Here is a 23170-nt window from a genome sequence, read left to right on the forward strand (position 1 = left end):
GCTTTTCCGATAGGAAAGACCTCGTTGTCTTTACAGACATATTTTTTGTTTTTTATTATAGCAAGAGGATTTTATTTTGTCAAACGAATTTTTTAATAATTTTGAAAATTCTAATAACGAGTGAAAGTTTTTTTAATTATCTCAGCCCCTTACCTGGTAAGAATGACAAGGCAATTACCGTCCTGCAAAGACTCTACTTGCAGATTTACATTTTTTCTTGCAATGGACAGCTCCATCCAAGGCGGAATATGGCTGCATATCAACTCTAAACCGAGGTAATCATCATCTTCTATAAACTGTTGTAAAGCTTTTTTTGAACTGATTTCAGGGAACGCTTTCTGCAGGTCTATGAGATTCAGCGAATAATTCCCATCGCTATTAGGCGATACAGGGCTCTTCGAGATTTGTTCTCTATCCAAGTCCTTTGCACATTCTTTTTGGACGTCTGAAATCTCACACAGGATATCCTGGAAAAGAGCAGGGGATTCCTGGCATTCCGACTCAAAGATGTGAAACCCCATTTTATCAAAGACATGATAGGGCAGCCCTGATATTTTTCTTCCCAGGATGATCCTGCAGTCATCCAGATGTTCAATGAGGATTCGAATACTGTTGCGGACATGGGTCATGCTTGATAAGTCACCAATCTGCCAGTAAATTTCCCCGGCAGGCTGCCATCCTGCAACCGTTGCTTGATAGAAACCTATGCTGCAGCATTCCTCCAAAGAAGTAAGCTGTTTGTTTTTATTATGTATCACTGCTATTTTGTCCGGCATTTCTTTTACCTCCTTTCATAATACCAAGATATGTTTTGTATTGCGCTGCAAGAAACCCGAAAATTTTATATGGGGCAAGTATATCACAGGGGGCTAAATTTTGTCTATCAGAATTTTCTGTCAATTGTCTTATAAGCCGGAAGCATGGTAAAATAAAAAAGCAAAAATCAGTTGGTGAAATAGAATTTATTATAGCGGAGATGATGGAAAGAAATAATGGGAGAATCAATATGCAGTTAAAATATGATACCGTAATATTTGACTTAGACGGAACTTTATTAAACACCCTTGATGATCTGGCAGACAGCGTAAATACCGTACTGGAACAAGAGGGTTATATGACCAGAAACTTGGAAGAGATCAGAGCCTTTGTAGGGCATGGAGTAAAAAATTTAATGGAAAAATCACTTCCCGCCGAAACTTGTGAAGACGAGATTCTACGGTGCCTGTCCAGTTTTCGGGATTATTATTTAAAGAATATGCTCTGTAAAACGAGACCCTATGACGGGATCGAAGAGCTTTTGAAGAGCTTGAAAGAGAAGGGGATCAAGACAGCAGTAGTTTCCAATAAACTGGATGCGGCCACAAAGGAAATGTGCAGCTTTTTCTTTCATGGACTTATCAATGTGGCAGTTGGCGACATGGAAGGCAGAAAAAAGAAACCGGCACCCGACAGTGTTTTTGAGGTATTAAAGCAATTAGATTCAAAAAAAGAGCATACTATTTTTGTCGGCGATTCCAATACAGATGTACAGACCGCTAAAAATGCAGGTCTGATCTGCGTTGGAGTTACCTGGGGTTTTCGATCCAAAGAGGTTCTGGAAGAGGAAGGGGCAGACTATATCATAGACAGGCCTGAGGAGTTTGCTGACCTTTTCCGAAGGCTATCCAAGGAATAAAAGTTATGATATACTGATCCCAATGGAGGTGAAAAAATGACAAATGACAACCGATATGCTGTATTGATCGATGCTGACAACGTCTCTGACAAATATATTAAATTCATATTGGATGAAATATCAAATGACGGAGTCGCAACCTATAAAAGGATCTATGGGGATTGGACAAAACCTACCTTCGCTTCCTGGAAAGGGGTATTGCTGGAGCATTCCATAACGCCTATTCAGCAGTATGCCTATACCCAGGGGAAAAATGCTACGGATTCCGCCATGATTATCGATGCGATGGACATCCTGTATTCCGGCAACGTTGATGGTTTTTGTCTTGTATCCAGTGACAGTGATTTTACCAGGCTGGCCTCCAGACTGCGAGAGTCAGGGATGGACGTTGTAGGAATGGGAGAAAGCAAAACCCCGAAAGCATTTATATCCGCTTGCAACAAATTTAAATATCTGGACATTCTCGCCATGGCTGATGAGCCGAAACCCGTTGCGCAGGCAGCGCCGAAGGGTCAGCAGGATGAAGATAAAATGACCAACTTTGATACGATCAAAAAGGCCATTATTACCATTGTGCAGGAAAACTCTGACGAAGATGAATGGATTTTCATCGGAGATATCGGAAATAAACTACAAAAAAGGTATCCGGATTTTGATGTTCGAAATTTTGGTTTTAATAAATTTACTCCGTTTATTAAATCTCTGGATCTTTTTGAGATCAGATCTGAAAGGATCAGCGGATCTAATAATAAGCTGATTTATATTAAGGAAAAATAAAGACATTTCTCATCAAGAATGAAATTTTACTTCATGCTATCATAAAAACAAATATGATTAGGAGGTAATCATTCATGGAATCATGGGAATGCATTGAAAAAGCCACAGAGTTTATTGAAAAAAATCTGGACAGGGAAATAACCATTGCCTGTCTGGCTGACATTGCCAATCTTTCTCCTTTTTATTTTCAAAAGCTGTTCAAACAGCTGGTAGGTAAAACAGCTATGGAATATGTCAAATTGAGAAGGCTGGCTCAAATTTCGGAAGAATTGAAAATACCCGATAAAAAAGAAAATATCATTGATATCTGTTTGAAATACGGTTTTGAAAATCATGAAACTTTTAGCAGAGCCTTTAAAGATGCCTACGGCATGACCCCGTCTTCTTACCGATCCAATCCTGTTCTGTTGTCCCACTTTTTGAAGCCGGAAATCTTTCTGCAATATCATTTGATTGATGAAAATGTGCCCATAGTTACACAGGGGATTGTTCTGGAAGTGACCCGTCGTTTTTTGGATAAGCCTAAATATTTTGCGGGTTATATTGTTGAAGCAGCCATTGACCCGCCCAGCGTTGATCCTTTGGGAGAAATCTGGAATAAAGTACATTCCACCAAAGCAAGCATCGAAAAGTATATGCCTGAAGGAAACGAAATCGGCATTGGTCTGGGCCTGGGAGAAGATCAAAAGATTAGGTACTTTGCCGGTGTAGAAACCAGCGAAGAATTGAAAAATGATGAACTGAAGACATATATCCTCACCAGAAGAGGATATATAGTATGTAAATTTGAAGCAGAAAATTTCTATACACTGATAACGGAAACCATTGATAAAGTGTATAAATATATGCACTTATGGATTACAAAGAAAGAAATCCGGGTTGAGCCTACTGCTATCGAATTATATTACGGTTCCTCTCCGGAAAAAACTTATATGGAGCTGTGGATCCCAATGGCAGAAGAATCGGATGAGCCGCATCCTGCCTGATAAGCCAGACGGACATTTCTTTGGAAAAGAGAATAGGGCAATTGAAAACCTGTCAGGAGAGGAAGAATTTTATCCTGATAGGTTTTTTCGTCCATTTTCAATAATGTATCATAGCGAAAAAGCTCCAATAGCTCCTCCTGCTCCGTAAAATCACTGCCAATGGAACCTTTCAAAGGCAGTTGGATATGTTTTTTGTTCCAGGGACATGCTTCCTGGCAGATATCACATTCAAAGAAATAATTCTGAGGAACAGAGCTGATTTCCTCAGGCCATTCCTCTTCCTCGAGGAGATGGGAAAGGCAAGTGGAACGATGAAGCTTACGCGGCTCCAGGGATTTAGTTGGACAGCCGTTGATACAAGCGGTACAGCTTCCGCAATGATCTGCTTCGATTTCATAGCATTCTGCAAGGTCTGCGTTGGTGATAATCCCGCCCAGGGCCTGGAAGCTCCCGTATTTTTTGTTGAGCAGCAGGGTGTTTTTTCCGATCCAGCCAAGGCCGGCTTTTACCGCCGCAGGCTTTAACGGAACACAATAATCTTCCAGAAAGCCATCGTAGACTATGGCCTCATAGCCTTTGGACTGCAGATATTCCTGAATGGGTTTCAAGGGTTCTACAATATTAAAATAAAAACCGGATAAGGTGAGGCGGCTCGTCCTTGCATAAATCCTCGATCCGTTATCGGGCAAACGGTAACCGCCTATGTAGATGCTGGAAAGTATTAAGCTCTTTGCACCTGGCAAAAGAACTTTGGGCTGTCTGTCATAGAAGAGTTCTTTCGGTTCAAGATCCTCAGCATCAATAAACCTTATTTCCTCTATCCTGTTGTTTTTGGCCAGCCTTCTTACTTCATCCTTGATTTGCTGCATCAGACAACCCCTCCCCGATAAACAAGAATATTTTATCTGTTTCTATCCCTTACGTTCTTACAGCTACTTTCTTTCTTTCAGTTGTTCCAACTGATTGCGGTAGGCTTCTTCTACTGCCTTTGCAAGCTGATCGGGACAAGAGGTAGGCCTTCCCTCACAGCTGATTCCGGTGAGCTTATCTTTGATTTCTTCAACGGACATGCCTTCTACCAGTTTTGCTATCCCCTGAGCATTGCCGTTGCAGCCTTTAACAAATTCCACTTTTTTCACAATGTTGCCCTCCAGCTCCAGCTGGATTTTAGATGAACACGTTCCATGAGTTTTATAGGTGTATGTCATTTTGATTAGCCTTTCTGTTTTCTTTCCTGCAGCAACGGCTTCGCCTCCGACTCGCTTCGCTCACTGCTGTCCGTTTTTCCATTGCAGCTAAAGCTGCGGAAAAAAGGCAACGGCTTCGCCTCCGACTCGCTTCGCTCACTGCTGTCCGTTTTTCCATTGCCGCTAAAGCTGCGGAAAAAAGGCAACGGCTTCGCCTCCGATTCGCTTCGCTCACTGCTGTCCGTTTTTCCATTGCAGCTAAAGCTGCGGAAAAAAGGCAACGGCTTCGCCTCCGACTCGCTTCGCTCACTGCTGTCCGTTTTTCCATTGCCGCTAAAGCTGCGGAAAAAAGGCAACGGCTTCGCCTCCGATTCGCTTCGCTCACTGCTGTCCGTTTTTCCATTGCCGCTAAAGCTGCGGAAAAAAGGCAACGGCTTCGCCTCCGATTCGCTTCGCTCACTGCTGTCCGTTTTTCCATTGCCGCTAAAGCTGCGGAAAAAAGGCAACGGCTTCGCCTCCGATTCGCTTCGCTCACTGCTGTCCGTTTTTCCATTGCAGCTAAAGCTGCGGAAAAAAGGCAACGGCTTCGCCTCCGACTCGCTTCGCTCACTGCTGTCCGTTTTTCCATTGCCGCTAAAGCTGCGGAAAAAAGGCAACGGCTTCGCCTCCGACTCGCTTCGCTCACTGCTGTCCGTTTTTCCATTGCCGCTAAAGCTGCGGAAAAAAGGCAACGGCTTCGCCTCCGATTCGCTTCGCTCACTGCTGTCCGTTTTTCCATTGCAGCTAAAGCTGCGGAAAAAAGGCAACGGCTTCGCCTCCGACTCGCTTCGCTCACTGCTGTCCGTTTTTCCATTGCCGCTAAAGCTGCGGAAAAAAGGCAACGGCTTCGCCTCCGATTCGCTTCGCTCACTGCTGTCCGTTTTTCCATTGCCGCTAAAGCTGCGGAAAAAAGGCAACGGCTTCGCCTCCGATTCGCTTCGCTCACTGCTGTCCGTTTTTCCATTGCCGCTAAAGCTGCGGAAAAAAGGCAACGGCTTCGCCTCCGATTCGCTTCGCTCACTGCTGTCCGTTTTTCCATTGCCGCTAAAGCTGCGGAAAAAAGGCAACGGCTTCGCCTCCGATTCGCTTCGCTCACTGCTGTCCGTTTTTCCATTGCCGCTAAAGCTGCGGAAAAAAGGCAACGGCTTCGCCTCCGATTCGCTTCGCTCACTGCTGTCCGTTTTTCCATTGCAGCTAAAGCTGCGGAAAAAAGGCAACGGCTTCGCCTCCGACTCGCTTCGCTCACTGCTGTCCGTTTTTCCATTGCCGCTAAAGCTGCGGAAAAAAGGCAACGGCTTCGCCTCCGACTCGCTTCGCTCACTGCTGTCCGTTTTTCCATTGCCGCTAAAGCTGCGGAAAAAAGGCAACGGCTTCGCCTCAGCAACGCTGCATCTTAATCTCTTGTGTTCATTATAACATACACCGCAGCTCTTCCAAGAATAATTTTATTGAAATTCCTTTGCAAATGAACATGAACCAAAGAATTGTGTCATAAGATAAACCATAGGTGCCTTGTCTTTCACATGGCAAACATATCTTAATAAAATAAGAAAAAGACTATCATGAATGTTTTCATATTATAAAAGGGAGGATCAATGAAATGAATTGTGAAAATTTTGCGGTTCAACCGCTGCCCTACGGCTATGATGCTCTGGAGCCCTATATTGATGAATGGACACTAAGGGTGCACCATGATGTCTTATACAGAAGATATGTAGAAAATCTCAATAAAGCATTGGAGAAATATCCACAATACTGCGGATATACTTTAGAAGAATTAATTTTAAATGTTGACAGCTTGCCTCCGGAAATTCAAACGCCAGTTTTTCATAATGCGGGAGGAGTCTATAACCATCAGCTCTATTTTGAAACCATGCAGCCTGCCCCCAGCCGGGAGCCTCAGGGCCCGCTGGCAGAAGCCATCAATCAATGTTTCCGCAGCTTTGGAGGCTTCAAGGAAGCTTTTACCAGGAAAGCACTGGATGTTTTCGGATCCGGCTATGCATGGCTTGCCATCAATCATGTGGGAATGCTGGAGATCACCTCCACTGCCAATCAGACTACGGTGCTTACATTGAACATGTATCCGCTAATCGGCATAGACGTCTGGGAACATGCTTACTTCTGTCAATACTCTGCGGAAAGAGAGAATTACATCAATTCATGGTTCCAGGTAGCAAACTGGCAAATGGCAGAATTCCGGTTAACGGGTCAGTAGCATTGTAATTTTTACCAGACTGGCATATAATAAAATCATAAAACCATTATGAACTATCGACAGAAGAAGTTGATATACATATTGATTAAAAACGGAGGAAAAAGCATGAGGAGAAGCTGTAAATGGGTATGGTAAAAGAAGACGCTATTTTGCTGGCGGGTGTTGAAGACAGGATTCGCCGGTGCCTGGATAAAGATGTGGCTTCCAGCACCGCCTTTTTAGACGCAAGGCAGCGATCTTTGACAGAGAGACTTTGCCGCAGCTTTCCGGGACTGAAGTATTATTTTTCCGGCGGCTATGAGAATGCTGAGCGAACCATAGGAATTTTCCTTCCTGATTATGCAGAACCCGGAGACCTTACCCCGCTTACACTGCTGAGGATAACTCAGAACAGCAATCGGGAGCTGGGACATAGAGATTATCTAGGATCTCTTACCGCATTGGGTGTGAAGAGGGAAATGGTCGGAGACATCCTGGTTCATCAGGACGGAGCAGATATTATTATAAAAAACGAGATTGCCAATTTCTTAGTGAATTATTATGAAAAAGCGGGAAGAGTATCCCTTCAGGGAGAGCTGCTTCCAATAGAATCCATTCGAATTCCCGAAAAAAGGGTAGAAGAAAAAAAGGATACGGTGGCATCCTTGCGATTGGATAATATCATTTCCTCTGCTTTCTCGATCTCAAGAGGGAGAGCTGCAGAAGCGATTCATAGCGGAATGGTTTTTATCAACGGCCTTGTCTGTGACAAAACAGACCGGCTTATCAAAGAAGGGGACAAACTGGTTTTAAGGGGTCAGGGTAAGGCCATATTAAAATCTGTGGGCGGACCCACAAGAAAGGATCGGATTTTTATCGTAATAGAGCGTTATCTATAATATAAATCCTGAGGAAACTGCTGTTTATTTTTCTACGTTCAGCTGAATGGCGCTTAATACGATAGTAGCGGCTCCGATGCAGACGGTAACGATACCCAATACAAAGCTTGCAGTGGTTAAACCCTTCATAAAAACACCTCCTTTTGTGCTCTAGTATAGCATAAAAATGGAAGAATGTAACATTATTTTTTAAAGCGGCAACTGACTTGGAACGGCTGGATTTTATTTTGTACAAATGAACAAAGGTGGTAATTGATTTGGCATTAACTTATAACGCAATCATAAATTTATATTCCATAGTATTGCTGGCCGTCATACTTTTTTATTCCTTGAAGCATACGGAATCGGTCGATCATTTGCAGCATAAACTCTTTCTGCTTATGATTCAGATTAATATAGTCATGCTTTTTATTGATGTTCTTAGCCGGTTTGACGGGAACCCAGGCACTTTTTACGAGGTATTCAATTATTTAGGCAACTTATTGATTTATGTTTTTAATCCGGTTTTGCCTGCCATTTGGCTGCTGTACGCGCATTATCAGATTTATCGTGATGAGTCCCGAACGAGACGATTGTTGATGCCGATTTTGACCTTTGTTATGGTTTACTATACGTTTTATGCGGTGTCCCAATTCTATCATTGGTTCTATTATATTGACTCCGGTAACGTATATCATAGAGGAGAATATTTTTGGATTGCCGCGGCCATACCTGTAATCTTTATTCTAATTACTTTTGTTATGATTACGGTAAATCGGCATCTAATTGAAAAAAGATATTATAGAGCCCTGATATTTTTTGTCGTTCCGCCTTTTGTAGGTATTATTCTTCAAATCATTTTTATTAATTTTGCTTTTGTTTTAAATGGTATCACCATATCGCTCTTTATTGTATTCCTTTATATTCAGAATCAGAACCAAAATTTGGACTTCCTTACCGGTGTTTATAACCGCAAGCGACTCAAAACCTATTTAAAAGAGAAGATTGCTTGCTGCTCCTATAATAAAACCTTTTCTGCCATTTTTATCGATATCGATAATTTCAAGTACATAAATGATACTTTCGGGCATGATATGGGGGATGATGCATTGGAGACCTGTGCTATGCTATTGAAAAACTGCATAAGAGCCACAGATTTCATTGCACGTTTCGGTGGAGATGAGTTTTATCTGGTTCTTGATGTTTCAAGCAGATCAGAGCTTGAGCGAACGGTACACCGGATTTACAGACAGCTTCAAGAATTTAACGGAGAAAACAGAAAACCATATCATATCAGCGTGAGTATGGGATACGCAGTATATGATTATGCATCGGAATTAAGTGCGGAAGAATTTCAAAAAATGATCGACAATCTGATGTATCAGGATAAACGTATTACAAAAGGGGAGAAGTATGTCTAATAAAAATTTCGGGGCGGGGATGGAAGCCCTTGCTTTATTAACACAATTGGGGTTGACATTAGCAACGCCGATTATCCTGGGCGCCCTGGCAGGACACTGGATTGACAATAAGCTCGGTACCAATGTCCTGTTTTTTGTCTTGCTCTTGGTGGCGGGAATTGTCGGTGGAATTTTCAGCGCCTATCAGCAAATCATGAGCGTTACCAGGAAAAAGAAAAAGTAAACAGAAGCCGGTACCCGCCCTAGATTTCCGAAAACAATCTCACTGTGAAAACGGTGCCCTGATCCCGTTTGCTTTCCACCTCTATTTCTCCGTGACAAAGCTCTACAATCCGTTTGACTATAGACAGGCCCAGTCCGTTTCCTTCTACGGAATGGTCGGTGCTGCCCTGATAAAATCTTTCAAAAATATGCTGTTTTGTTTCTTCGGTCATGCCGATACCCTGATCTTTGATTTTCACTTCTACAAATCCGTTCTGCTGAGAAAGCCCAATTTTAATCTGACTCTCCAGGCGAGAAAATTTGATGGCATTTTCTATAAGGTTCATCCAGACCTGCTGCAGCAGTTCTTCATCTCCCTGGTATGTCACTGCTACCATATCCACATCAAAAGTAAGCTTTTTCCTGCTCCACTGGGGTTCAAGAAGGACAACGACACTTCTGATCTGTTCATCTAATGCAAACTCCCTGTAATTTACATTGTCTTGATTTTCCAGCTTGGACAGCTTCAGGATGCTATAAGTAAGTTTCGAAAGGCGTTCTGCCTCTTCTGCAATAATACCAGAATATTCGGCCTGCTCTTCTTTTGTCAGCCCCTGTTTTTGGAGAAGCCTGGCAAAGCCTTGTATGGAAGCAATAGGTGTCTTGAATTCATGTGAGACATTCCGGATAAAGTCTTTTTGAAGATACTCCATTTTTTTCAGTTCTTTTACCATTTGGTTAAAGTTTTTTGTTAAAGTTCCAATTTCATCTTTGGTATTGATTTCAAGACATACATCAAATTCACCTTTTGCAACTTCTTGAGTTGCAGCGGTCAATCGATGGATCGGTCTCAGCATTCTGCCTGCCACAAGGGTCAAAATCAGGCAGGATAACACCAGGCTGGAGATCAGAACCAATGCTACACGGTTACGGAAAACCTGAAAAGCATTCGGACTGTTTCTGGTATTAATTTTAATAATATCACCGCCAAGCGTAAAATAGGTGGTTGCAATGGGGAATAATTGCTTGGAAACAAATACGATTTCACCTTGATCCAGATCTTTTCTGATTTCCGGGTCCAGCGAGGCCGCTTCAAATTCATCCATGATCCTTGCCCTGTACATAGAGTTGGAAGTCATTTTTATGATCTCCCCGTTGCTGAGCTCTGTTTTGCTTTTTAACTCCAGAAGACTCTTCGCCATGGAGTGCTGGGTCTGCATGATTTCATCGGATAAGGTTTTATTGCTGATAAAAACGGCACCGATAAAGGTTGCCAGGCAGGATATAATCATGATACCCAAAAGCCATACAACCATTTTCATCTTCAATGTCTTCATTTTCCATAACCCTTCCTTATTTATTTTCTGTTTTTATTTCTGCTTTATATCCGATTCCGCGAATGGTAATGATTTCAAACTCTTCAAAATCACTCAGTTTTTCACGCAGCCTTTTAATGTGAACATCTACCGTTCTTTCCTCCGTTTCCGCATCAGGACCCCAGATTTCCTCCATCAATTGCTGCCTTGTAAAAATCTGTTTCGGATAGCTCAGCAGTTTGAACAGCAGGTAGAATTCTTTTTTTGGCAAGCTGAGGGAATTTCCTTCTTTTTTAATTTCCAAGGCATGATAGTCAAGCTCTACAGAACCGATCACAATACGATGTTCATTCATGATTCTGGAGCGGCGGAGCAGGGCGCCGACACGTAATAGCAGCTCATCAATATTAATGGGCTTTACCATATAATCGTCGGCACCACTTAGAAAACCTTTTTTCTTATCTTCAAAAGAGTCTTTTGCAGTAATCATTAAGATCGGCAGATTAAAATTAGAATCACGAAGTCCTTTTGTAAGCTCATACCCGTCCACCTTCGGCATCATAATATCACTGATAATAAGATCGATATAGACCCCTTCCAGTACGCTCAAAGCTTCCTGCCCATCCGATGCACAGATAACATGATAGCCGTTCTGGGTCAGAATCGCTTCCATCAGTCTTCGTAAATTCTTGTCGTCCTCTACCACAAGTATATGAAACATGCAGGCACCTCCTTTTTATATTTTACCATGCTTTCTATTTTACAATGCGAGTCTCCTGTTAGGGATCATCTAAACTCCTCTCAACGCATCGATGGGGTTCAATTTGCTGGCATTTCTTGCGGGAGCCCAACCGAAAACGATTCCGATGGCACCGGAGAATCCTACGCCAAGTGCAATAGCGCTAATGGAAAGGGAGAGTCCGATATTCAGTAAAGCCGCAGCCGCCCAGGAAATCGTAACTCCTAAGATAACGCCAATCATACCGCCAAAGAGGGAAAGAAATATGGACTCAATTAAAAACTGAAACTGGATCCTTTTCGGTTCTGCACCCAAGGCCTTTCTTAACCCGATTTCATTGGTTCTCTCCTTCACCGAAACAAGCATCATATTCATAATGCCGATGCCTCCTACCAGAAGAGAAATGGATGCAATACCTGCCAGCATGGTGGTCAGCATATCGGTAGTACTGTCCAGAGTATCCAATAACTGATCCATATTTGTCAAGTGATAACTATCCTCCTTATTGCTAAATGCTTTATCCAGAGAGGCTTCTATGGAAGCTACCGTTTCATCCGTTCTGTCGGAATCTGCTATTCTAATCTCAAGGGAATGAATCGTGCCCACACCGGACATGCTCATAGCTGTCTTATATGGAATAATGATTTTTCCGTTTTCATCTGCAGAAGGCTGAAGGACGGAGGTATTAGAATCCTCGCCTGAAATTCCCACAACCGTAAAACTCAGACCGTTAATCCGAAGACTTTTTCCCAGGGGATCTGTCCCGAAAAAAAGCTCATTTGAAATAACCTCGTCAATAATACAGACCTTGTTTCTGCTGTCCATGTCTAGAATCGTCAGATTCCTTCCTCTTATTACCGTGTCCGGATAATTCTCAAAATAGATATGGTTCCTTCCCTGAACAGCAGCATCCTCTTTCACCGTACCTTCCCGTTCCACAACACCGTTAACCGATAATGTGGGAGAAACACTCTCTACATTATCTATTTCTTCAAGAAGTTTTACATCTCCGTCATTCAGACCGGCTTTTAAAGGTGTTCCTGATACCTGAACCGAAACGGAGTTGGCTCCAAGATCGGAAAACTGACTTGTGATTTCATTTGTGACTCCCTGGACAATGGTAATCAGGGCAATGATGGCAGTAACTCCGATAAGGATCCCTAAAATAGTAAGAAAGGACCGCATTTTATTACTTATGATGTTTTGCCAGGACATTTTTATACTTTCTCTTATCAATGTTCTATACCTCTTTTATTCCGTTTCCATTAAGTTTCCGTCCAAAATCCGGACCACTCTGCTGGCATTTTCAGCGATGGATTCATCATGGGTAATCATAATAATGGTTCGGCCTTCCCTGTGCAATTCGTTAAATAAATCCATGACCTGCCGGCCTGTCTTCTGGTCAAGAGCACCCGTTGGTTCGTCGGCAAGCAGAATGGTTGGATTGGTTGACAATGCTCTTGCAATAGCAACACGCTGCTGCTGGCCTCCGGAAAGCTGGTTTGGATAATAGCTGATACGATTTTCCAGGCCGACCCGATACAATAGGTTCTTTGCTGTTTTAATACGTTCTTTAGGAGGAATGCCGGCATACACCAGAGGAAGCTCCACATTTTCAGCGGCATTCATCCGGGGCAGCAGCTGAAACGACTGAAAGATGAAGCCGATTTCTTTGCTTCTGATCTTGGCAAGCTCCTTTTCTGAAAGCTTGGCAATCACACGGCCGGACAGGACATATTCTCCGCTGGTCGGGCTGTCCAAACAGCCGATGATGTTCATCAGCGTAGATTTTCCAGAGCCGGATGGCCCAAGGATGGAAACAAATTCTCCTTCCTTTACTGATAGCTCAATTCCTTTCAGGATGGTCTGCTCTTCTTCCCCCATTTGATATTTCTTGACGATATTTTTCATAGACAGAATTTCTTTACTCATGGCAGGCCTCCTAGTTTGCTCTCATTCTGGGCGGTACGGTGATTCCGGAATCGGACTCATCGCTTTTATTCTGAATCAGCACCGTTTCGCCGGGAGATACCCCCTCCTTTATTTCTGCGACGGTGCCATCGTTGATACCGACCGTTACCTTTTTCGCCGTTACTTTTTGATCTGCATCTCTGGACAGGATATAAGGCTGGTTTTCACTGTCAAAGGATATTGCTTTCAATGGAACTGCCACCACACTGTCGGCTTTCTGACTTATAATACGCACTTCAACTGAAAGTCCGACTTTTAAATCGGTGCTTTGTTCTAAATCGATTTCCGCATTGAAATAGGAAACACCGTTGTTTACTTCGGCCTGATTGGAAACCTTTGCAACAGCACCGCGTACTTCCTTGTTCAGCGCGGTAACCATAACTACCGCATCCCTGCCTTCCGAAACAGAATCCAGATCAAATTCATCCACCTTAATTTTTACCTGCAGCTGATCATAATTAACCACATCCATAATTTTGGTACCGGAGATGACCGTGTCATTCTCTTCTGCATAGATTTCAGATACGACTCCGTCTATTTCCGCCAATATCCGGGTATCGTGCTCTTCCTGCAATACGGAATCATAATTTGCTTTTGCCTGTATCCATTGAGACTGACAAATTTCGAAGTTGCTGACAGCCTTCTCATACTCCTGCAACGAGACAGCCCCCTGATCATAGAGCTCTTTCGTTCGAGACAGGCTCTTCTTTGAATCCTGATAGGATATTTCCGCTGACTGTGCCGAGGCTTGCGCTTGTGTTAATTTTGATGCGATATTATTATCATCGATTTCATATAGTAAATCCCCTTTTGAAACATGGTCTCCTTCTTCCACGTACAGCTTTTTAATAGAAGTAACACTATTGGCATAAACATTCTGAGCCTCCTTCGCCTCAATATTTCCCTCATAGCTGTAGTAGGTGACAATATCCTGCGTTTTCGCCGTTTCTTCCTGATAGCTTCCACCATCAGGCCGCAGTAATAAAAACAGCCCAATGCCTATAATGACAACGGCAGTAACGGAAAGGATAATCAATCCTTTTTTATTTAGTTTTTTCATTATTCAAAGTCCTCCTTTATTGGATCGTCCGATTTGCCTGCGGATTTCTGCAGTACTTCTGTTACCGGATCATCTTATTCTGCGAGTATGAACTGAATATGAACAATTATAAATAAAAAAATGGAAGATAAAAAAACTGTCACAATTAGGATCTAGAAGAAAGTTTTCATTCCATTCTAATCCCAATTGTGACAGGCTGGTTTCCCTATAATCGATGATAAACGTACCGGAATTCATCAATCGTAGAATTCAGGCCGTCTTTGTAAAGTGACAGGCACTGATGTTCCTGAATTTCGGGAACGAATCAAAGCGTCCGCCGTAATGCAGGCAGCATAGCCATCCCATGCACTTGGTCCTGACAGTGTTGCTTTCTTTACATCGTTGACCCATTGCTGAAGCTCATTGTCATAGGCGTCTACAAAGCGCTGGGACCATTCGGTAAAGATTTGGTGAGTATGTTTTCCCTCGCTCCGAATCAACAGTGCGGAGGGATCCGGAAGTCGGACGGTGCCGGTTTCCCCAACAATTTCGCATTGAATATCATAGCCGTATCCGGACGTCATATTGACTTCGATGCCTATTTGAACTCCGTTTTTCGTTTTTAGAAGAAGAATCTGAGGATCCTGCAGACCTTCCGCCGCATTTTTGTTCTGCTTGCCGGTCAGCACCTGCGCCGAAGCATATTCTTCTTCCAGCAGCCACCGTAATATATCAATTTCATGGATTCCGGAATTGGTGACGGTCATATCATTTGAATGGCTTGTGATATGAGTACGGTTTCTGTGGCAAGCGTGAACAAGCAGCGGTTCGCCGATTCTACCGCTTTGAATCACTTCTTTCATGGCCCGATAGTCCTTGTCGTAACGGCGCATGAAGCCTACCTGAACCAGGCGTTTTCCATAGGACATCTCCGCATCCATAATTTTTAAACAATCACGTGCAGTTGTTGCAAGCGGTTTTTCACATAAGACATATTTTCCTGCTTGGATACAGGATAATACATATCCTGCATGGGTCGGATCCCAAGAAGCAATCAGAACTGCGTCTACTTCAGGTGATTCAATGAGATCTTCTCCTGTAGGAAAGGAGAGCGCATGGTACTGTTTTGCTGCTTTATCGGCAATCTCCTTGTTGATATCGGTAACGGCGGTAACCTTCGCACCGGTGATGACATCCGTCAAGCGGCGAATATGATCGCGGCCGATTCCCCCCGTACCGATTACTCCGATTCTTAATTCCATCATAGTTTATTTCTCCTGATTCTCTGTTTATTTGTAATCCTTTTATCTCAGGGAATTTTGCTCTGATTTTGCAGCAAGCATCTTACCCGTTTCAAAGGATTCTTTGCACCGATAGGCAATTTCCGAGACGGCAGTGCCATCGTATACTGAAACCTCTGGTTTTCGATTTTCTCGAATGCATTGTACAAACTCAATCATTTCAGCAATATAAGCGTCATGCCAACGGGACATGAAATCGGGATAACATTCCCGGCAAACTCCGTGTTCGTTCAGCACCTCAAGCAGGCTATCGGTTCCGACAGACCCAATGCGAAGCGTACCTCGTGTACCGATGATCTCCGTTTCCACATTGCAGCCATGAGCAGCCGCCCTCCCTGCAAAGAAAAAGGCCATGGTTTCATCCTCAAACTGCAGCATGCAGCACACATTATCCCCATCGTTCCACTGGCGATACTGTTCAAATTCGAAGCAGCCGCCAATACCCCACATATTTTGGGGCTCACTGTTAATGAACCATCTGCAGGTGTCTATATCATGAACACACATATCCAGAAATTGGCCGCCGCTGTGCGGGGCAAATTCCAATGCACTTTCAATGGTAGCAATGGGCTCCTGGGTGTAGGAACGAACCAGAATGATTCGGCCGATATCTCCGCGATCTATTTTTTCCTTGGCCTTTCGGTAGGAGATGTCATAACGGCGCATAAAGCCCAGCATGAAGATTTTATCCGGATGAGCCTCTACGGCCTTCTCTGCCTCTTTACACTGCTCTACTGTAGTGCCCAGAGGTTTGTCGCAAAATACATGTTTGCCATGCTGCAGGGCTAATGCAATGTGTTTTGTGTGCAAAGCAGAAGGAGATACGATGCAGATCGCATCAAGGTCCGGATTCCTGCACATTTCTTCAAAATCCGTGTACGTATCAGGCACGCCTAATTCAGCTGCAACTCTTTTCAGTTTTTCTTCCTTCGTTGCACAAAGTGCGGCAAGTTGGGCCCCAGGTACTTTTGTCGCTATATTGCAGGCATGTTCGTAGCCCAAACGGCCGATTCCGACGGAACCAATTTTAATTTTTTCCATAGAAAAACCCTCCTTGTTTTCTTTCATAAAGTATAAAAACTTAGCAGTTGAATTTCTATGGATTTCTTGCTTTTGTTAAACATTTATAAGACTGGTATACGGTTGGTTTTTGCACTCTGAATTTTTACATCAAAGATTAACTTGCGATTTCTTGCTTTTGATAAAAAAAAGTACCGCAAGCTTTATCCCTGCGGTAGTGATAAATCAGATTCCTGATTTAATGGTATATTTTTTTCGGTATTTCAAAGGGGTCATGCCCACATGTTTTGTAAAGATAAGATTAAAGTGACTGGGATTATCATATCCCACCATTGAGGCCACCTGAGTAACCGTATAATCCGTATTGATCAGAAGCGTCTGTGCCTCTCCGATGCGGCGCCGCAAAAGATATTTTACCGGCGAATAGCCGCTTGCTTCTTTAAAGACATGAGAAAGATAGTAGGGACTGATATTCAGATCTTCAGATATGGATTGAAGGCTGATATCTTCATGGTAATGCAAATCTATAAATTCTTTAATCCGTGAGCCTAGCACGCTCAGCCCTTCTTCTCCGGGTTCTGGCGATGCAGGCTGGGATCCTTGGCCGAGCAGGTTTAAAACCTGAGTCAGCAGTGACATCATCAGATAGTGACAGCTGTCATCGGCACCGGGTTGGGCGGCAAGCAGGAGGCGGAACATAAGCTGGAAGAGTTCAAGAATGTTATCAAAATGTTCACCGCAAGGCACAATAGGTGATTCCTCACTGCCGATAACCGCATTTCTAGGAAGTCCGTTTAAGGCAAGATCTCCAATGGCACAGCAATAACTCCCTACTCTCGTATTGATATCGGAAATTTCATCATGCACCACACCACTGTTTAGAAGTACAAGGTCACCGCCTTGGATGCGGCAGCGCTTCCCGTCTATGGAATAATGTCCCTGACCGTTGCGGATCAGTATGATTTCCGCACAGCTGTCGTGTGCGTGTAAGGCCCTGGGATAAATGCTTTCCTCCGATTCAATGCGGCTCACATACAAAAGCTTCGGGACGGTACTTCCGGGGAAAGGGGCGATATGATTCTTTTTGACAAAGCATTGGAGCATAGCGTTTCCTCCCTCATCTAGTGTTTTTATTAGTATAACATATATCGGAAACCTTTTTCTTCCATCATTCATATAATAATCGAAAGAAATAACTGATCTTATCGGTTAACGCTAAGAATTTTTTGAATATAGAATGGAGTATCAATATGGCTATCAGAATATTTATCGACCAGGGACATAATCCGGTCAACCCTAATGCCGGCGCGGAGGCTTTTGGACTAAGAGAGCAGGATATCACCTATGAGGTAGGGGTAAGGCTGGCGGCATTACTTAACAGCAACCCCAACTTTGAGGCCAGGTTGTCCAGAAATTCTCCGACGGAGCAGCTGGGAACCAGCACAACGACAAGTCTTCAGACAAGAGTCATGGGTGCAAATAATTGGCCTGCCGACTTTTTTATCAGTATTCATGCCAACGCAAGCACGATACCTACGGCAAGCGGCAGTGAGGCATATGTTTATCGTGTGGACACCCCCGCCTATTATATGGCAACCAGAATTTTAGAAGGATTAAATTATATGACAGGGCTTCCAAACCGCGGTGTATTAACGAATCCAAGGCTTTATGTATTGAGAGCGACTTCTATGCCGGCAGTATTGGTAGAAATGGGATATCTCACCAATTGGACGGACGCGAATTTAATGTCCACTGATCCGGAAAGTTTTGCCCGAGGTATTTATAACGGAATTCTCATGTATTACGGGTTGCTTTAAGAAAGCAGGTTCAGAAGACAGGCTTACATTTGTACATGATAAATAAAAAGAAATCTCAATTGTTAATGTTTTTGAGATTTCTTTTATTTCGGATAATAGATAATAACAGTTTGATTTCTTGCAAAATAGCGGATTAAATTACCTGTGTATTAAATTACCTGTTGACAAAACAAAATAAGTATGATATGCTAATTCGGTATTCTAGATTTAACAATTGAAATCACATATTTTTGTAATTCATTTGACAGTTTGATGGATTACAGAAATATGTGATTTTTAGTTTATTAAGGAATATAATAATGAATTAGGAGGTACCTTCATGAATAGTGGTACTGTAAAATGGTTTAATGCGGATAAAGGATTTGGATTTATTTCCAATGATAATGGTGGTGATGATGTATTCGTCCACTTCTCCGGGATTGTTTCTGAAGGATACAAATCTCTTGTAGAAGGACAAAGAGTTACATTTGATACCGAAAAAGATTCCAGGGACAGTAGAAAAACACGGGCAGTCAACGTCCGAATTGTATAGCTGAAAGAATCTACGCCTCCTCATATTTGAGGGGGCGCTTTTTCGATTTGTGAGGTGATTATTTCATGACAAATGTTGAAAACTTTAACGACCAAAGCTTGGGTGAAGAGATTGCAAATGCGGTTTCCCATGGAATTGGTGCCGTCCTGGCAATTGCCGGTACGGTGATTTTGATTTTTTGCGCATGGCTGTACAGCGATACCTTAGGTCTTGTCAGCGCCTCCCTTTACGGATTCAGTCTGGTATTCCTATACTTGATGTCAACCTTGTATCACTCGTTCACCAATATCGCGGTTAAGCGCGTTTTCCAGGTTTTTGATCACTGTTCTGTTTTCATCTTGATTCTGGGAAGTTATGTTCCAATATGCCTTTCTTTGCTGGGAGGAAGTATTGGGTGGACTCTTTTCGGCATCAACGCATTTTTCACTGTATTAGGCATTACCGCCAATGCAATTAGTGTCAAGAAATGGCATAACTTATCCCTGCTTTTATATCTGCTTATGGGGTGGTCTGTTATCATTGCCATTCGGCCATTGCTGAATCTTGTACCTCTTTCCGGATTCGGACTTCTTTTGGGAGGGGGATTGAGCTATTCCATCGGGGTCCTGTTTTACAACGCAACAAGACCACATTTCATGCACTCTATATGGCATTTGCTGGTTTTATGCGGAAGTGTCTTACATTACTTCTTTGTTTTGTTCTATATCATCTTATAAAATTTCAATACAATCCTTTTATCCCGGCTAATTTACCGTTACTCTGTTAGCTTCCGACGTTGAAGTAAATATTTTTGTGCTGAGGATCAATGCACAAAACGAATTTTACGATGCTTATAATATCAGATATTATAAAAATAAAAAGCAGAAATACATCTGAAAATCAAGATTGACTTGTTAACCAGATGTAATAATGCAACGTTAGACGCTCATTATTGAGTTCAATTAGGAGGAAAACAAATGGCAGACAGAGTAACAAACGCAAGCTATGTAAAATGGCCCACTTTCGAAGAAATCAAAGAGATGTTCAAAGAGCATTTTATTATGGACAGACGTGAGGACGGTGTTGTAACCGTACGCATGCACTGCAAAGGCGGTCCGCTGATCTGGTCCATGGAATTACATGATGCCATCGGCAAAATGTGGAGACTGCTTGGAACAGACCGTGAAACAGAAATGATCATCTTCACGGGAACAGGAAACATCTGGGTAACAGACTTTGAAGCAGCAAGCTGGGCTCCAGAGGGAGACAACGCCGGCGAAACAAGATACAACCATATGTTTGTAGATGGACGTCGTATGATCATCACCATGATCCAGGATACGGAAGTTCCTACTCTTGGCGTGTTAAGCGGTTCAGGCGGACACATCGAGCTTGCCTGTATGTGCGACTTCTGTATCGCTGCTGATGACATTACTGTTCTTGACCCGCATATGCTGCCAGGAACAAACAACGTACCAGGAGATGGTATTCAGAGCTGCTTTATGGAATTAATGCCAACAAGACAGGCCGTTTGGTATCTGATGACAGGAGACAAAATGACAGCTGAGCAGCTGCTCCAGTTTGGAATGGTATCAGAGATCGTTCCTCGAGAAAAATTAATGGATCGTGCTTATGAGATCGCCGATATTTTAATGGCTCAGAACCGTATTGCAAGACGTCTTGCTACCCAAGTGGTTCGCCGTCCATGGAAAAAGAGAATCGTAGACGATCTTGACTGTGCTTTTGGTACAGAAATGTTCGGTATGTTCTGTGCAGAAGAATTACACTCTGAATTATTATCCATGATCGAGTACCTTGGATTGGAAGGAAAAATTAATCCACCGTTAGCAGGGAAGATCAGATAATTTTTCTGACACTTTGAATACATAAGCAGTTTAAAGATGCGGAGGGATGATCGGTTTCTCCGCATATTTTATCTTTTTTATATGGGTGAAAGGAGTGATTTTTATGGGAAGACTGGAGCATAAAATCGCAATCGTGACCGGAGGGAATTCAGGTATTGGCAGTGCAACTGCGGAACTTTTCTGCAAAGAGGGCGCTAAGGTTGTGATTGCCTCAAGACGAGAAGATGAAAATAAAAAGATCGTCGATGAAATCACTGCCCGAGGCGGTGAAATCATGGCGGTTCAGGCAGACTTATCAAAGATGGAGGACTGCAGGAAGGTTGTAGACGAAACGATCAAAAAATACGGCAGAATCGATGTATTGGTCAACAATGCCGGAATAGCCGATAAACATATGCCCATTACCCGCTGTACTGAGGAGTGGTACGATACTGTTTGCAAGATCGACCAGTATGCAGTTTACTACATGAGCAAATATGCGTTAGAGCATATGGAGAAAGCGGGTCAAGGTTCCATCATAAACGTTTCTTCCATTGGAAGCCAAGGTGTTGCAGGCATCTCATACAGTGCGGCGAAAGCGGCGGTGAATGCTATGACGAAAAATATTGCTATTCAGTTTTCGACAACTGCAATCCGCTGTAATGCAGTTGCCCCAGGACCTACGCCAACGGCTTTAAATACTCCGGAGGCAATGAAGGGCTTTGACATGGAATTCGCTGCAGCAACTGCCCGGCATCTTGACCTGGGCGTACCTGAGGCGCAGGTGGAAGATCAGGCAGAAGCAATTCTTTTCTTTGCAAGCGATGTATCCAAAGCTGTAACAGGACAGATTCTTTATGTGGATCATGGAACCTCTTTATACTAGGCGTTCAGGACTGACTCAGAATCATACGAACAATTAAAAACGTGCTGCAGGAATACATAAGCCCGGTATTCTCTGCAACACGTTTTTAACTATGTTTATGGCTTACTGAATCATTCAGCACATTTCAATAATCCCTGCAGCTCCCATTCCGCCGCCGATGCACATTGTGATCAGCCCATATCGACCACCGGTTGATTTCAGATAGTTCATTGCTTTACAAGAGAGAATTGCTCCTGTCGCACCGAGAGGGTGCCCCAGAGCGAGAGCACCGCCTCTTGGATTTACCTTCTTCATATCAAATCCTAATTCATCGATGGAAACCAGAGCTTGTGACGCGAATGCCTCATTAATTTCTATTACATCCATTTGATCAATTGTCAAGCCGGTATTCGCCATTACTTTCTTTACAGCGTAAATAGGTCCCAGCCCCATATAGGCGGGGTCTAATCCGGATACGGCAAAGGATAGAAAGCTTGCTATCGGTTCAATTCCCAATTCTTTCAGCTTTGCTTCCGACATCAATACAACAAAACTCGCTCCGTCACTTCTTTGCGACGAGGTGGCAGCCGTTACCAGACCATCCGCTTTAAAGCAAGGCTTTAGGGCAGCCAGTGCTTCCGCATTTGTTCCTTTGCGATAGCATTCATCCCGCTTGAATTCAGCTTTTTCTCCGTTTTTGCCAATCCCCGTAACAGGAATAATCTCCTCATCAAATGCTCCGCTTTCAACTGCCTGCGCAGCCTTGGCGTTACTTTCAACTGCCAGCTGCTCCATGCGTTCACGGCTGACATGATAGCGTTCGGCCACATTTTCGGCTGTAAGCCCCATGGGTATGTAGGCTTCTGTATGGTCCAGCAGCCATTTGTCCAGATATTCCGGGCTGTCGGATAAAACCGGACAAGTCATTGATTCTACTCCTCCGGCGACCACTACTTCCTGCATTCCGCTCATGATCATAGAAGCACCAATTGCAATGGATTGAAGTCCTGAAGAGCAGAACCGGTTAACGGTCTGGGCAGGAACTTCATCCGGCAGGCCAGCCCTTATAACGATATTTCTTGCAGGATTCAATCCCATCATTCCTTCCGGTATGGCACACCCCACGATTACATCGTCAATTTCTTTTGGGTCTAATTGCGGGACTTTCTTGACAACCCCCTTTAGAACTTCCGCTCCAAAATCTACAGGGTTTACTGCTGCTAACGAACCCTTTCCTGCTTTTGCAATGGCAGATCGGCCATAAGCCACAATATAACATTTTTTCAAAATATAACCTCCTTAAGCAAACAAATATCTTTTAACTGTGTGTTGCAAAGCAAAAGCATGGATTTCTGAAACACTCCAGTTATGAACTCCATTTACCTC

Annotated in this window: 25 protein-coding genes; 13 read left to right on the plus strand and 12 right to left on the minus strand. The window is 43.2% G+C overall.

Translation table 11 applies throughout. The features are described from left to right. Positions 1 to 149 precede the first annotated feature (149 nt). The gene (locus KCX82_RS07660) at positions 150 to 776 is read right to left on the minus strand and encodes a Fe-only nitrogenase accessory AnfO family protein (RefSeq protein ID WP_227017869.1); all 627 of its coding nucleotides are present in this window, start codon (positions 774 to 776) and stop codon (positions 150 to 152) included. 200 nt (positions 777 to 976) lie between these two features. Between KCX82_RS07660 and KCX82_RS07665 the strand changes: the two genes are divergently transcribed. The 3 genes from KCX82_RS07665 to KCX82_RS07675 all read left to right on the plus strand — a co-directional run bounded on the left by KCX82_RS07665 (position 977) and on the right by KCX82_RS07675 (position 3438). Beyond that, entirely contained in the window at positions 977 to 1675 is a 699-nt protein-coding gene (locus tag KCX82_RS07665) for an HAD family hydrolase (RefSeq protein WP_227017870.1), read from the plus strand. Between the two features lie 36 nt (positions 1676 to 1711). Further along, on the plus strand, positions 1712 to 2452 hold the full coding sequence (locus KCX82_RS07670) for an NYN domain-containing protein (RefSeq protein WP_227017871.1): 741 nt from the start codon (positions 1712 to 1714) through the stop codon (positions 2450 to 2452). Positions 2453 to 2526: 74 nt separating this feature from the next. Next, a complete protein-coding gene (locus tag KCX82_RS07675) occupies positions 2527 to 3438 on the plus strand; it encodes a helix-turn-helix domain-containing protein (protein WP_227017872.1) in 912 nt (303 codons plus the stop codon). On the opposite strand, the gene KCX82_RS07680 is transcribed toward KCX82_RS07675, so the two are convergent. Further along, positions 3381 to 4307, minus strand: coding sequence for an epoxyqueuosine reductase (locus tag KCX82_RS07680; RefSeq protein ID WP_227017873.1), 927 nt, complete (start codon positions 4305 to 4307; stop codon positions 3381 to 3383). The genes KCX82_RS07675 and KCX82_RS07680 overlap by 58 nt on opposite strands. Positions 4308 to 4370: 63 nt before the next feature. Then, on the minus strand, positions 4371 to 4646 hold the full coding sequence (locus tag KCX82_RS07685) for a TIGR03905 family TSCPD domain-containing protein (protein WP_227017874.1): 276 nt from the start codon (positions 4644 to 4646) through the stop codon (positions 4371 to 4373). Between the two features lie 81 nt (positions 4647 to 4727). Here KCX82_RS07685 and KCX82_RS07690 point away from each other — a divergent pair, with 81 nt between their 5' ends. The 5 genes from KCX82_RS07690 to KCX82_RS07710 all read left to right on the plus strand — a co-directional run bounded on the left by KCX82_RS07690 (position 4728) and on the right by KCX82_RS07710 (position 9383). Then, positions 4728 to 6080 carry a hypothetical protein gene (locus tag KCX82_RS07690; protein WP_227017875.1) on the plus strand — a complete coding sequence of 451 codons (1353 nt, stop codon included), beginning with the start codon at positions 4728 to 4730 and terminating at the stop codon, positions 6078 to 6080. Between the two features lie 184 nt (positions 6081 to 6264). Continuing rightward, a complete protein-coding gene (locus KCX82_RS07695) occupies positions 6265 to 6882 on the plus strand; it encodes a superoxide dismutase (protein ID WP_227017876.1) in 618 nt (205 codons plus the stop codon). A 122-nt stretch (positions 6883 to 7004) separates the two neighbouring features. Then, positions 7005 to 7760 (plus strand): YlmH family RNA-binding protein, encoded by a 756-nt coding sequence (locus KCX82_RS07700; protein WP_227017877.1) that lies wholly within the window; start codon positions 7005 to 7007, stop codon positions 7758 to 7760. 257 nt (positions 7761 to 8017) lie between these two features. Then, positions 8018 to 9160: a GGDEF domain-containing protein gene (locus KCX82_RS07705; protein WP_227017878.1), complete on the plus strand. Its 1143-nt coding sequence runs from the start codon at positions 8018 to 8020 to the stop codon at positions 9158 to 9160. Then, positions 9153 to 9383 (plus strand): AtpZ/AtpI family protein, encoded by a 231-nt coding sequence (locus KCX82_RS07710; protein WP_227017879.1) that lies wholly within the window; start codon positions 9153 to 9155, stop codon positions 9381 to 9383. Before KCX82_RS07705 ends, KCX82_RS07710 begins: the two co-directional genes overlap by 8 nt. 19 nt (positions 9384 to 9402) lie before the next feature. Here the strand turns inward: KCX82_RS07710 and KCX82_RS07715 are convergent, their stop codons facing one another. From KCX82_RS07715 to KCX82_RS07750, 8 genes are all read right to left on the minus strand, one after another. Further along, a complete protein-coding gene (locus tag KCX82_RS07715; protein WP_227017880.1) occupies positions 9403 to 10698 on the minus strand; it encodes a HAMP domain-containing sensor histidine kinase in 1296 nt (431 codons plus the stop codon). Between the two features lie 16 nt (positions 10699 to 10714). After that, complete coding sequence (locus KCX82_RS07720; protein ID WP_227017881.1) at positions 10715 to 11398, minus strand: response regulator transcription factor; 684 nt, start codon at positions 11396 to 11398, stop codon at positions 10715 to 10717. 69 nt (positions 11399 to 11467) lie between these two features. Then, positions 11468 to 12631 carry an ABC transporter permease gene (locus KCX82_RS07725; protein ID WP_227017882.1) on the minus strand — a complete coding sequence of 388 codons (1164 nt, stop codon included), beginning with the start codon at positions 12629 to 12631 and terminating at the stop codon, positions 11468 to 11470. A gap of 36 nt (positions 12632 to 12667) precedes the next feature. After that, positions 12668 to 13348 (minus strand): ABC transporter ATP-binding protein, encoded by a 681-nt coding sequence (locus KCX82_RS07730; protein WP_264373229.1) that lies wholly within the window; start codon positions 13346 to 13348, stop codon positions 12668 to 12670. A gap of 10 nt (positions 13349 to 13358) precedes the next feature. Then, positions 13359 to 14447: an efflux RND transporter periplasmic adaptor subunit gene (locus KCX82_RS07735; RefSeq protein ID WP_227017883.1), complete on the minus strand. Its 1089-nt coding sequence runs from the start codon at positions 14445 to 14447 to the stop codon at positions 13359 to 13361. Between the two features lie 236 nt (positions 14448 to 14683). Then, positions 14684 to 15691: a Gfo/Idh/MocA family oxidoreductase gene (locus tag KCX82_RS07740; protein WP_227017884.1), complete on the minus strand. Its 1008-nt coding sequence runs from the start codon at positions 15689 to 15691 to the stop codon at positions 14684 to 14686. 39 nt (positions 15692 to 15730) lie between these two features. Then, positions 15731 to 16768 carry a Gfo/Idh/MocA family oxidoreductase gene (locus tag KCX82_RS07745; RefSeq protein ID WP_227017885.1) on the minus strand — a complete coding sequence of 346 codons (1038 nt, stop codon included), beginning with the start codon at positions 16766 to 16768 and terminating at the stop codon, positions 15731 to 15733. Between the two features lie 204 nt (positions 16769 to 16972). Then, positions 16973 to 17851 carry an AraC family transcriptional regulator gene (locus KCX82_RS07750; protein WP_227017886.1) on the minus strand — a complete coding sequence of 293 codons (879 nt, stop codon included), beginning with the start codon at positions 17849 to 17851 and terminating at the stop codon, positions 16973 to 16975. 146 nt (positions 17852 to 17997) lie between these two features. Here KCX82_RS07750 and KCX82_RS07755 point away from each other — a divergent pair, with 146 nt between their 5' ends. The 5 genes from KCX82_RS07755 (at position 17998) to KCX82_RS07775 (ending at position 21805) form a co-directional block, all read left to right on the plus strand. Next, complete coding sequence (locus tag KCX82_RS07755; RefSeq protein WP_227017887.1) at positions 17998 to 18564, plus strand: N-acetylmuramoyl-L-alanine amidase family protein; 567 nt, start codon at positions 17998 to 18000, stop codon at positions 18562 to 18564. 319 nt (positions 18565 to 18883) lie between these two features. Continuing rightward, a complete protein-coding gene (locus KCX82_RS07760) occupies positions 18884 to 19096 on the plus strand; it encodes a cold-shock protein (protein ID WP_227017888.1) in 213 nt (70 codons plus the stop codon). Between the two features lie 65 nt (positions 19097 to 19161). Then, entirely contained in the window at positions 19162 to 19812 is a 651-nt protein-coding gene (trhA, locus tag KCX82_RS07765; protein ID WP_227017889.1) for a PAQR family membrane homeostasis protein TrhA, read from the plus strand. A 240-nt stretch (positions 19813 to 20052) separates the two neighbouring features. Then, a complete protein-coding gene (locus KCX82_RS07770) occupies positions 20053 to 20940 on the plus strand; it encodes an enoyl-CoA hydratase/isomerase family protein (protein WP_227017890.1) in 888 nt (295 codons plus the stop codon). Positions 20941 to 21043: 103 nt separating this feature from the next. Further along, the gene (locus KCX82_RS07775; RefSeq protein ID WP_227017891.1) at positions 21044 to 21805 is read left to right on the plus strand and encodes an SDR family NAD(P)-dependent oxidoreductase; all 762 of its coding nucleotides are present in this window, start codon (positions 21044 to 21046) and stop codon (positions 21803 to 21805) included. 114 nt (positions 21806 to 21919) lie between these two features. Here the strand turns inward: KCX82_RS07775 and KCX82_RS07780 are convergent, their stop codons facing one another. Then, positions 21920 to 23071 carry a thiolase family protein gene (locus KCX82_RS07780; protein WP_227017892.1) on the minus strand — a complete coding sequence of 384 codons (1152 nt, stop codon included), beginning with the start codon at positions 23069 to 23071 and terminating at the stop codon, positions 21920 to 21922. Between the last annotated feature and the right edge of the window lie 99 nt (positions 23072 to 23170).

This window comes from Sinanaerobacter chloroacetimidivorans, from assembly GCF_018128545.1.
In the GTDB taxonomy this organism is placed as follows: Bacteria; Bacillota; Clostridia; order Peptostreptococcales; family Anaerovoracaceae; genus Sinanaerobacter; species Sinanaerobacter chloroacetimidivorans.

What these genes read in the sequence shown, in the direction of transcription:
- KCX82_RS07745 (WP_227017885.1), bottom strand. Translation starts at nt 16,768, where the DNA reads ATGGAAAAAATTAAAATTGGTTCCGTCGGAATCGGCCGTTTGGGCTAC.
- KCX82_RS07760 (WP_227017888.1), top strand. Translation starts at nt 18,884, where the DNA reads ATGAATAGTGGTACTGTAAAATGGTTTAATGCGGATAAAGGATTTGGA.
- KCX82_RS07710 (WP_227017879.1), top strand. Translation starts at nt 9,153, where the DNA reads ATGTCTAATAAAAATTTCGGGGCGGGGATGGAAGCCCTTGCTTTATTA.
- KCX82_RS07730 (WP_264373229.1), bottom strand. Translation starts at nt 13,348, where the DNA reads ATGAGTAAAGAAATTCTGTCTATGAAAAATATCGTCAAGAAATATCAA.
- KCX82_RS07685 (WP_227017874.1), bottom strand. Translation starts at nt 4,646, where the DNA reads ATGACATACACCTATAAAACTCATGGAACGTGTTCATCTAAAATCCAG.
- KCX82_RS07775 (WP_227017891.1), top strand. Translation starts at nt 21,044, where the DNA reads ATGGGAAGACTGGAGCATAAAATCGCAATCGTGACCGGAGGGAATTCA.
- KCX82_RS07715 (WP_227017880.1), bottom strand. Translation starts at nt 10,698, where the DNA reads ATGAAGACATTGAAGATGAAAATGGTTGTATGGCTTTTGGGTATCATG.
- KCX82_RS07720 (WP_227017881.1), bottom strand. Translation starts at nt 11,398, where the DNA reads ATGTTTCATATACTTGTGGTAGAGGACGACAAGAATTTACGAAGACTG.
- KCX82_RS07700 (WP_227017877.1), top strand. Translation starts at nt 7,005, where the DNA reads ATGGGTATGGTAAAAGAAGACGCTATTTTGCTGGCGGGTGTTGAAGAC.
- KCX82_RS07680 (WP_227017873.1), bottom strand. Translation starts at nt 4,307, where the DNA reads ATGCAGCAAATCAAGGATGAAGTAAGAAGGCTGGCCAAAAACAACAGG.
- trhA (WP_227017889.1), top strand. Translation starts at nt 19,162, where the DNA reads ATGACAAATGTTGAAAACTTTAACGACCAAAGCTTGGGTGAAGAGATT.
- KCX82_RS07660 (WP_227017869.1), bottom strand. Translation starts at nt 776, where the DNA reads ATGCCGGACAAAATAGCAGTGATACATAATAAAAACAAACAGCTTACT.
- KCX82_RS07735 (WP_227017883.1), bottom strand. Translation starts at nt 14,447, where the DNA reads ATGAAAAAACTAAATAAAAAAGGATTGATTATCCTTTCCGTTACTGCC.
- KCX82_RS07770 (WP_227017890.1), top strand. Translation starts at nt 20,053, where the DNA reads ATGGCAGACAGAGTAACAAACGCAAGCTATGTAAAATGGCCCACTTTC.
- KCX82_RS07670 (WP_227017871.1), top strand. Translation starts at nt 1,712, where the DNA reads ATGACAAATGACAACCGATATGCTGTATTGATCGATGCTGACAACGTC.
- KCX82_RS07740 (WP_227017884.1), bottom strand. Translation starts at nt 15,691, where the DNA reads ATGATGGAATTAAGAATCGGAGTAATCGGTACGGGGGGAATCGGCCGC.
- KCX82_RS07755 (WP_227017887.1), top strand. Translation starts at nt 17,998, where the DNA reads ATGGCTATCAGAATATTTATCGACCAGGGACATAATCCGGTCAACCCT.
- KCX82_RS07675 (WP_227017872.1), top strand. Translation starts at nt 2,527, where the DNA reads ATGGAATCATGGGAATGCATTGAAAAAGCCACAGAGTTTATTGAAAAA.
- KCX82_RS07695 (WP_227017876.1), top strand. Translation starts at nt 6,265, where the DNA reads ATGAATTGTGAAAATTTTGCGGTTCAACCGCTGCCCTACGGCTATGAT.
- KCX82_RS07750 (WP_227017886.1), bottom strand. Translation starts at nt 17,851, where the DNA reads ATGCTCCAATGCTTTGTCAAAAAGAATCATATCGCCCCTTTCCCCGGA.
- KCX82_RS07725 (WP_227017882.1), bottom strand. Translation starts at nt 12,631, where the DNA reads ATGTCCTGGCAAAACATCATAAGTAATAAAATGCGGTCCTTTCTTACT.
- KCX82_RS07665 (WP_227017870.1), top strand. Translation starts at nt 977, where the DNA reads ATGATGGAAAGAAATAATGGGAGAATCAATATGCAGTTAAAATATGAT.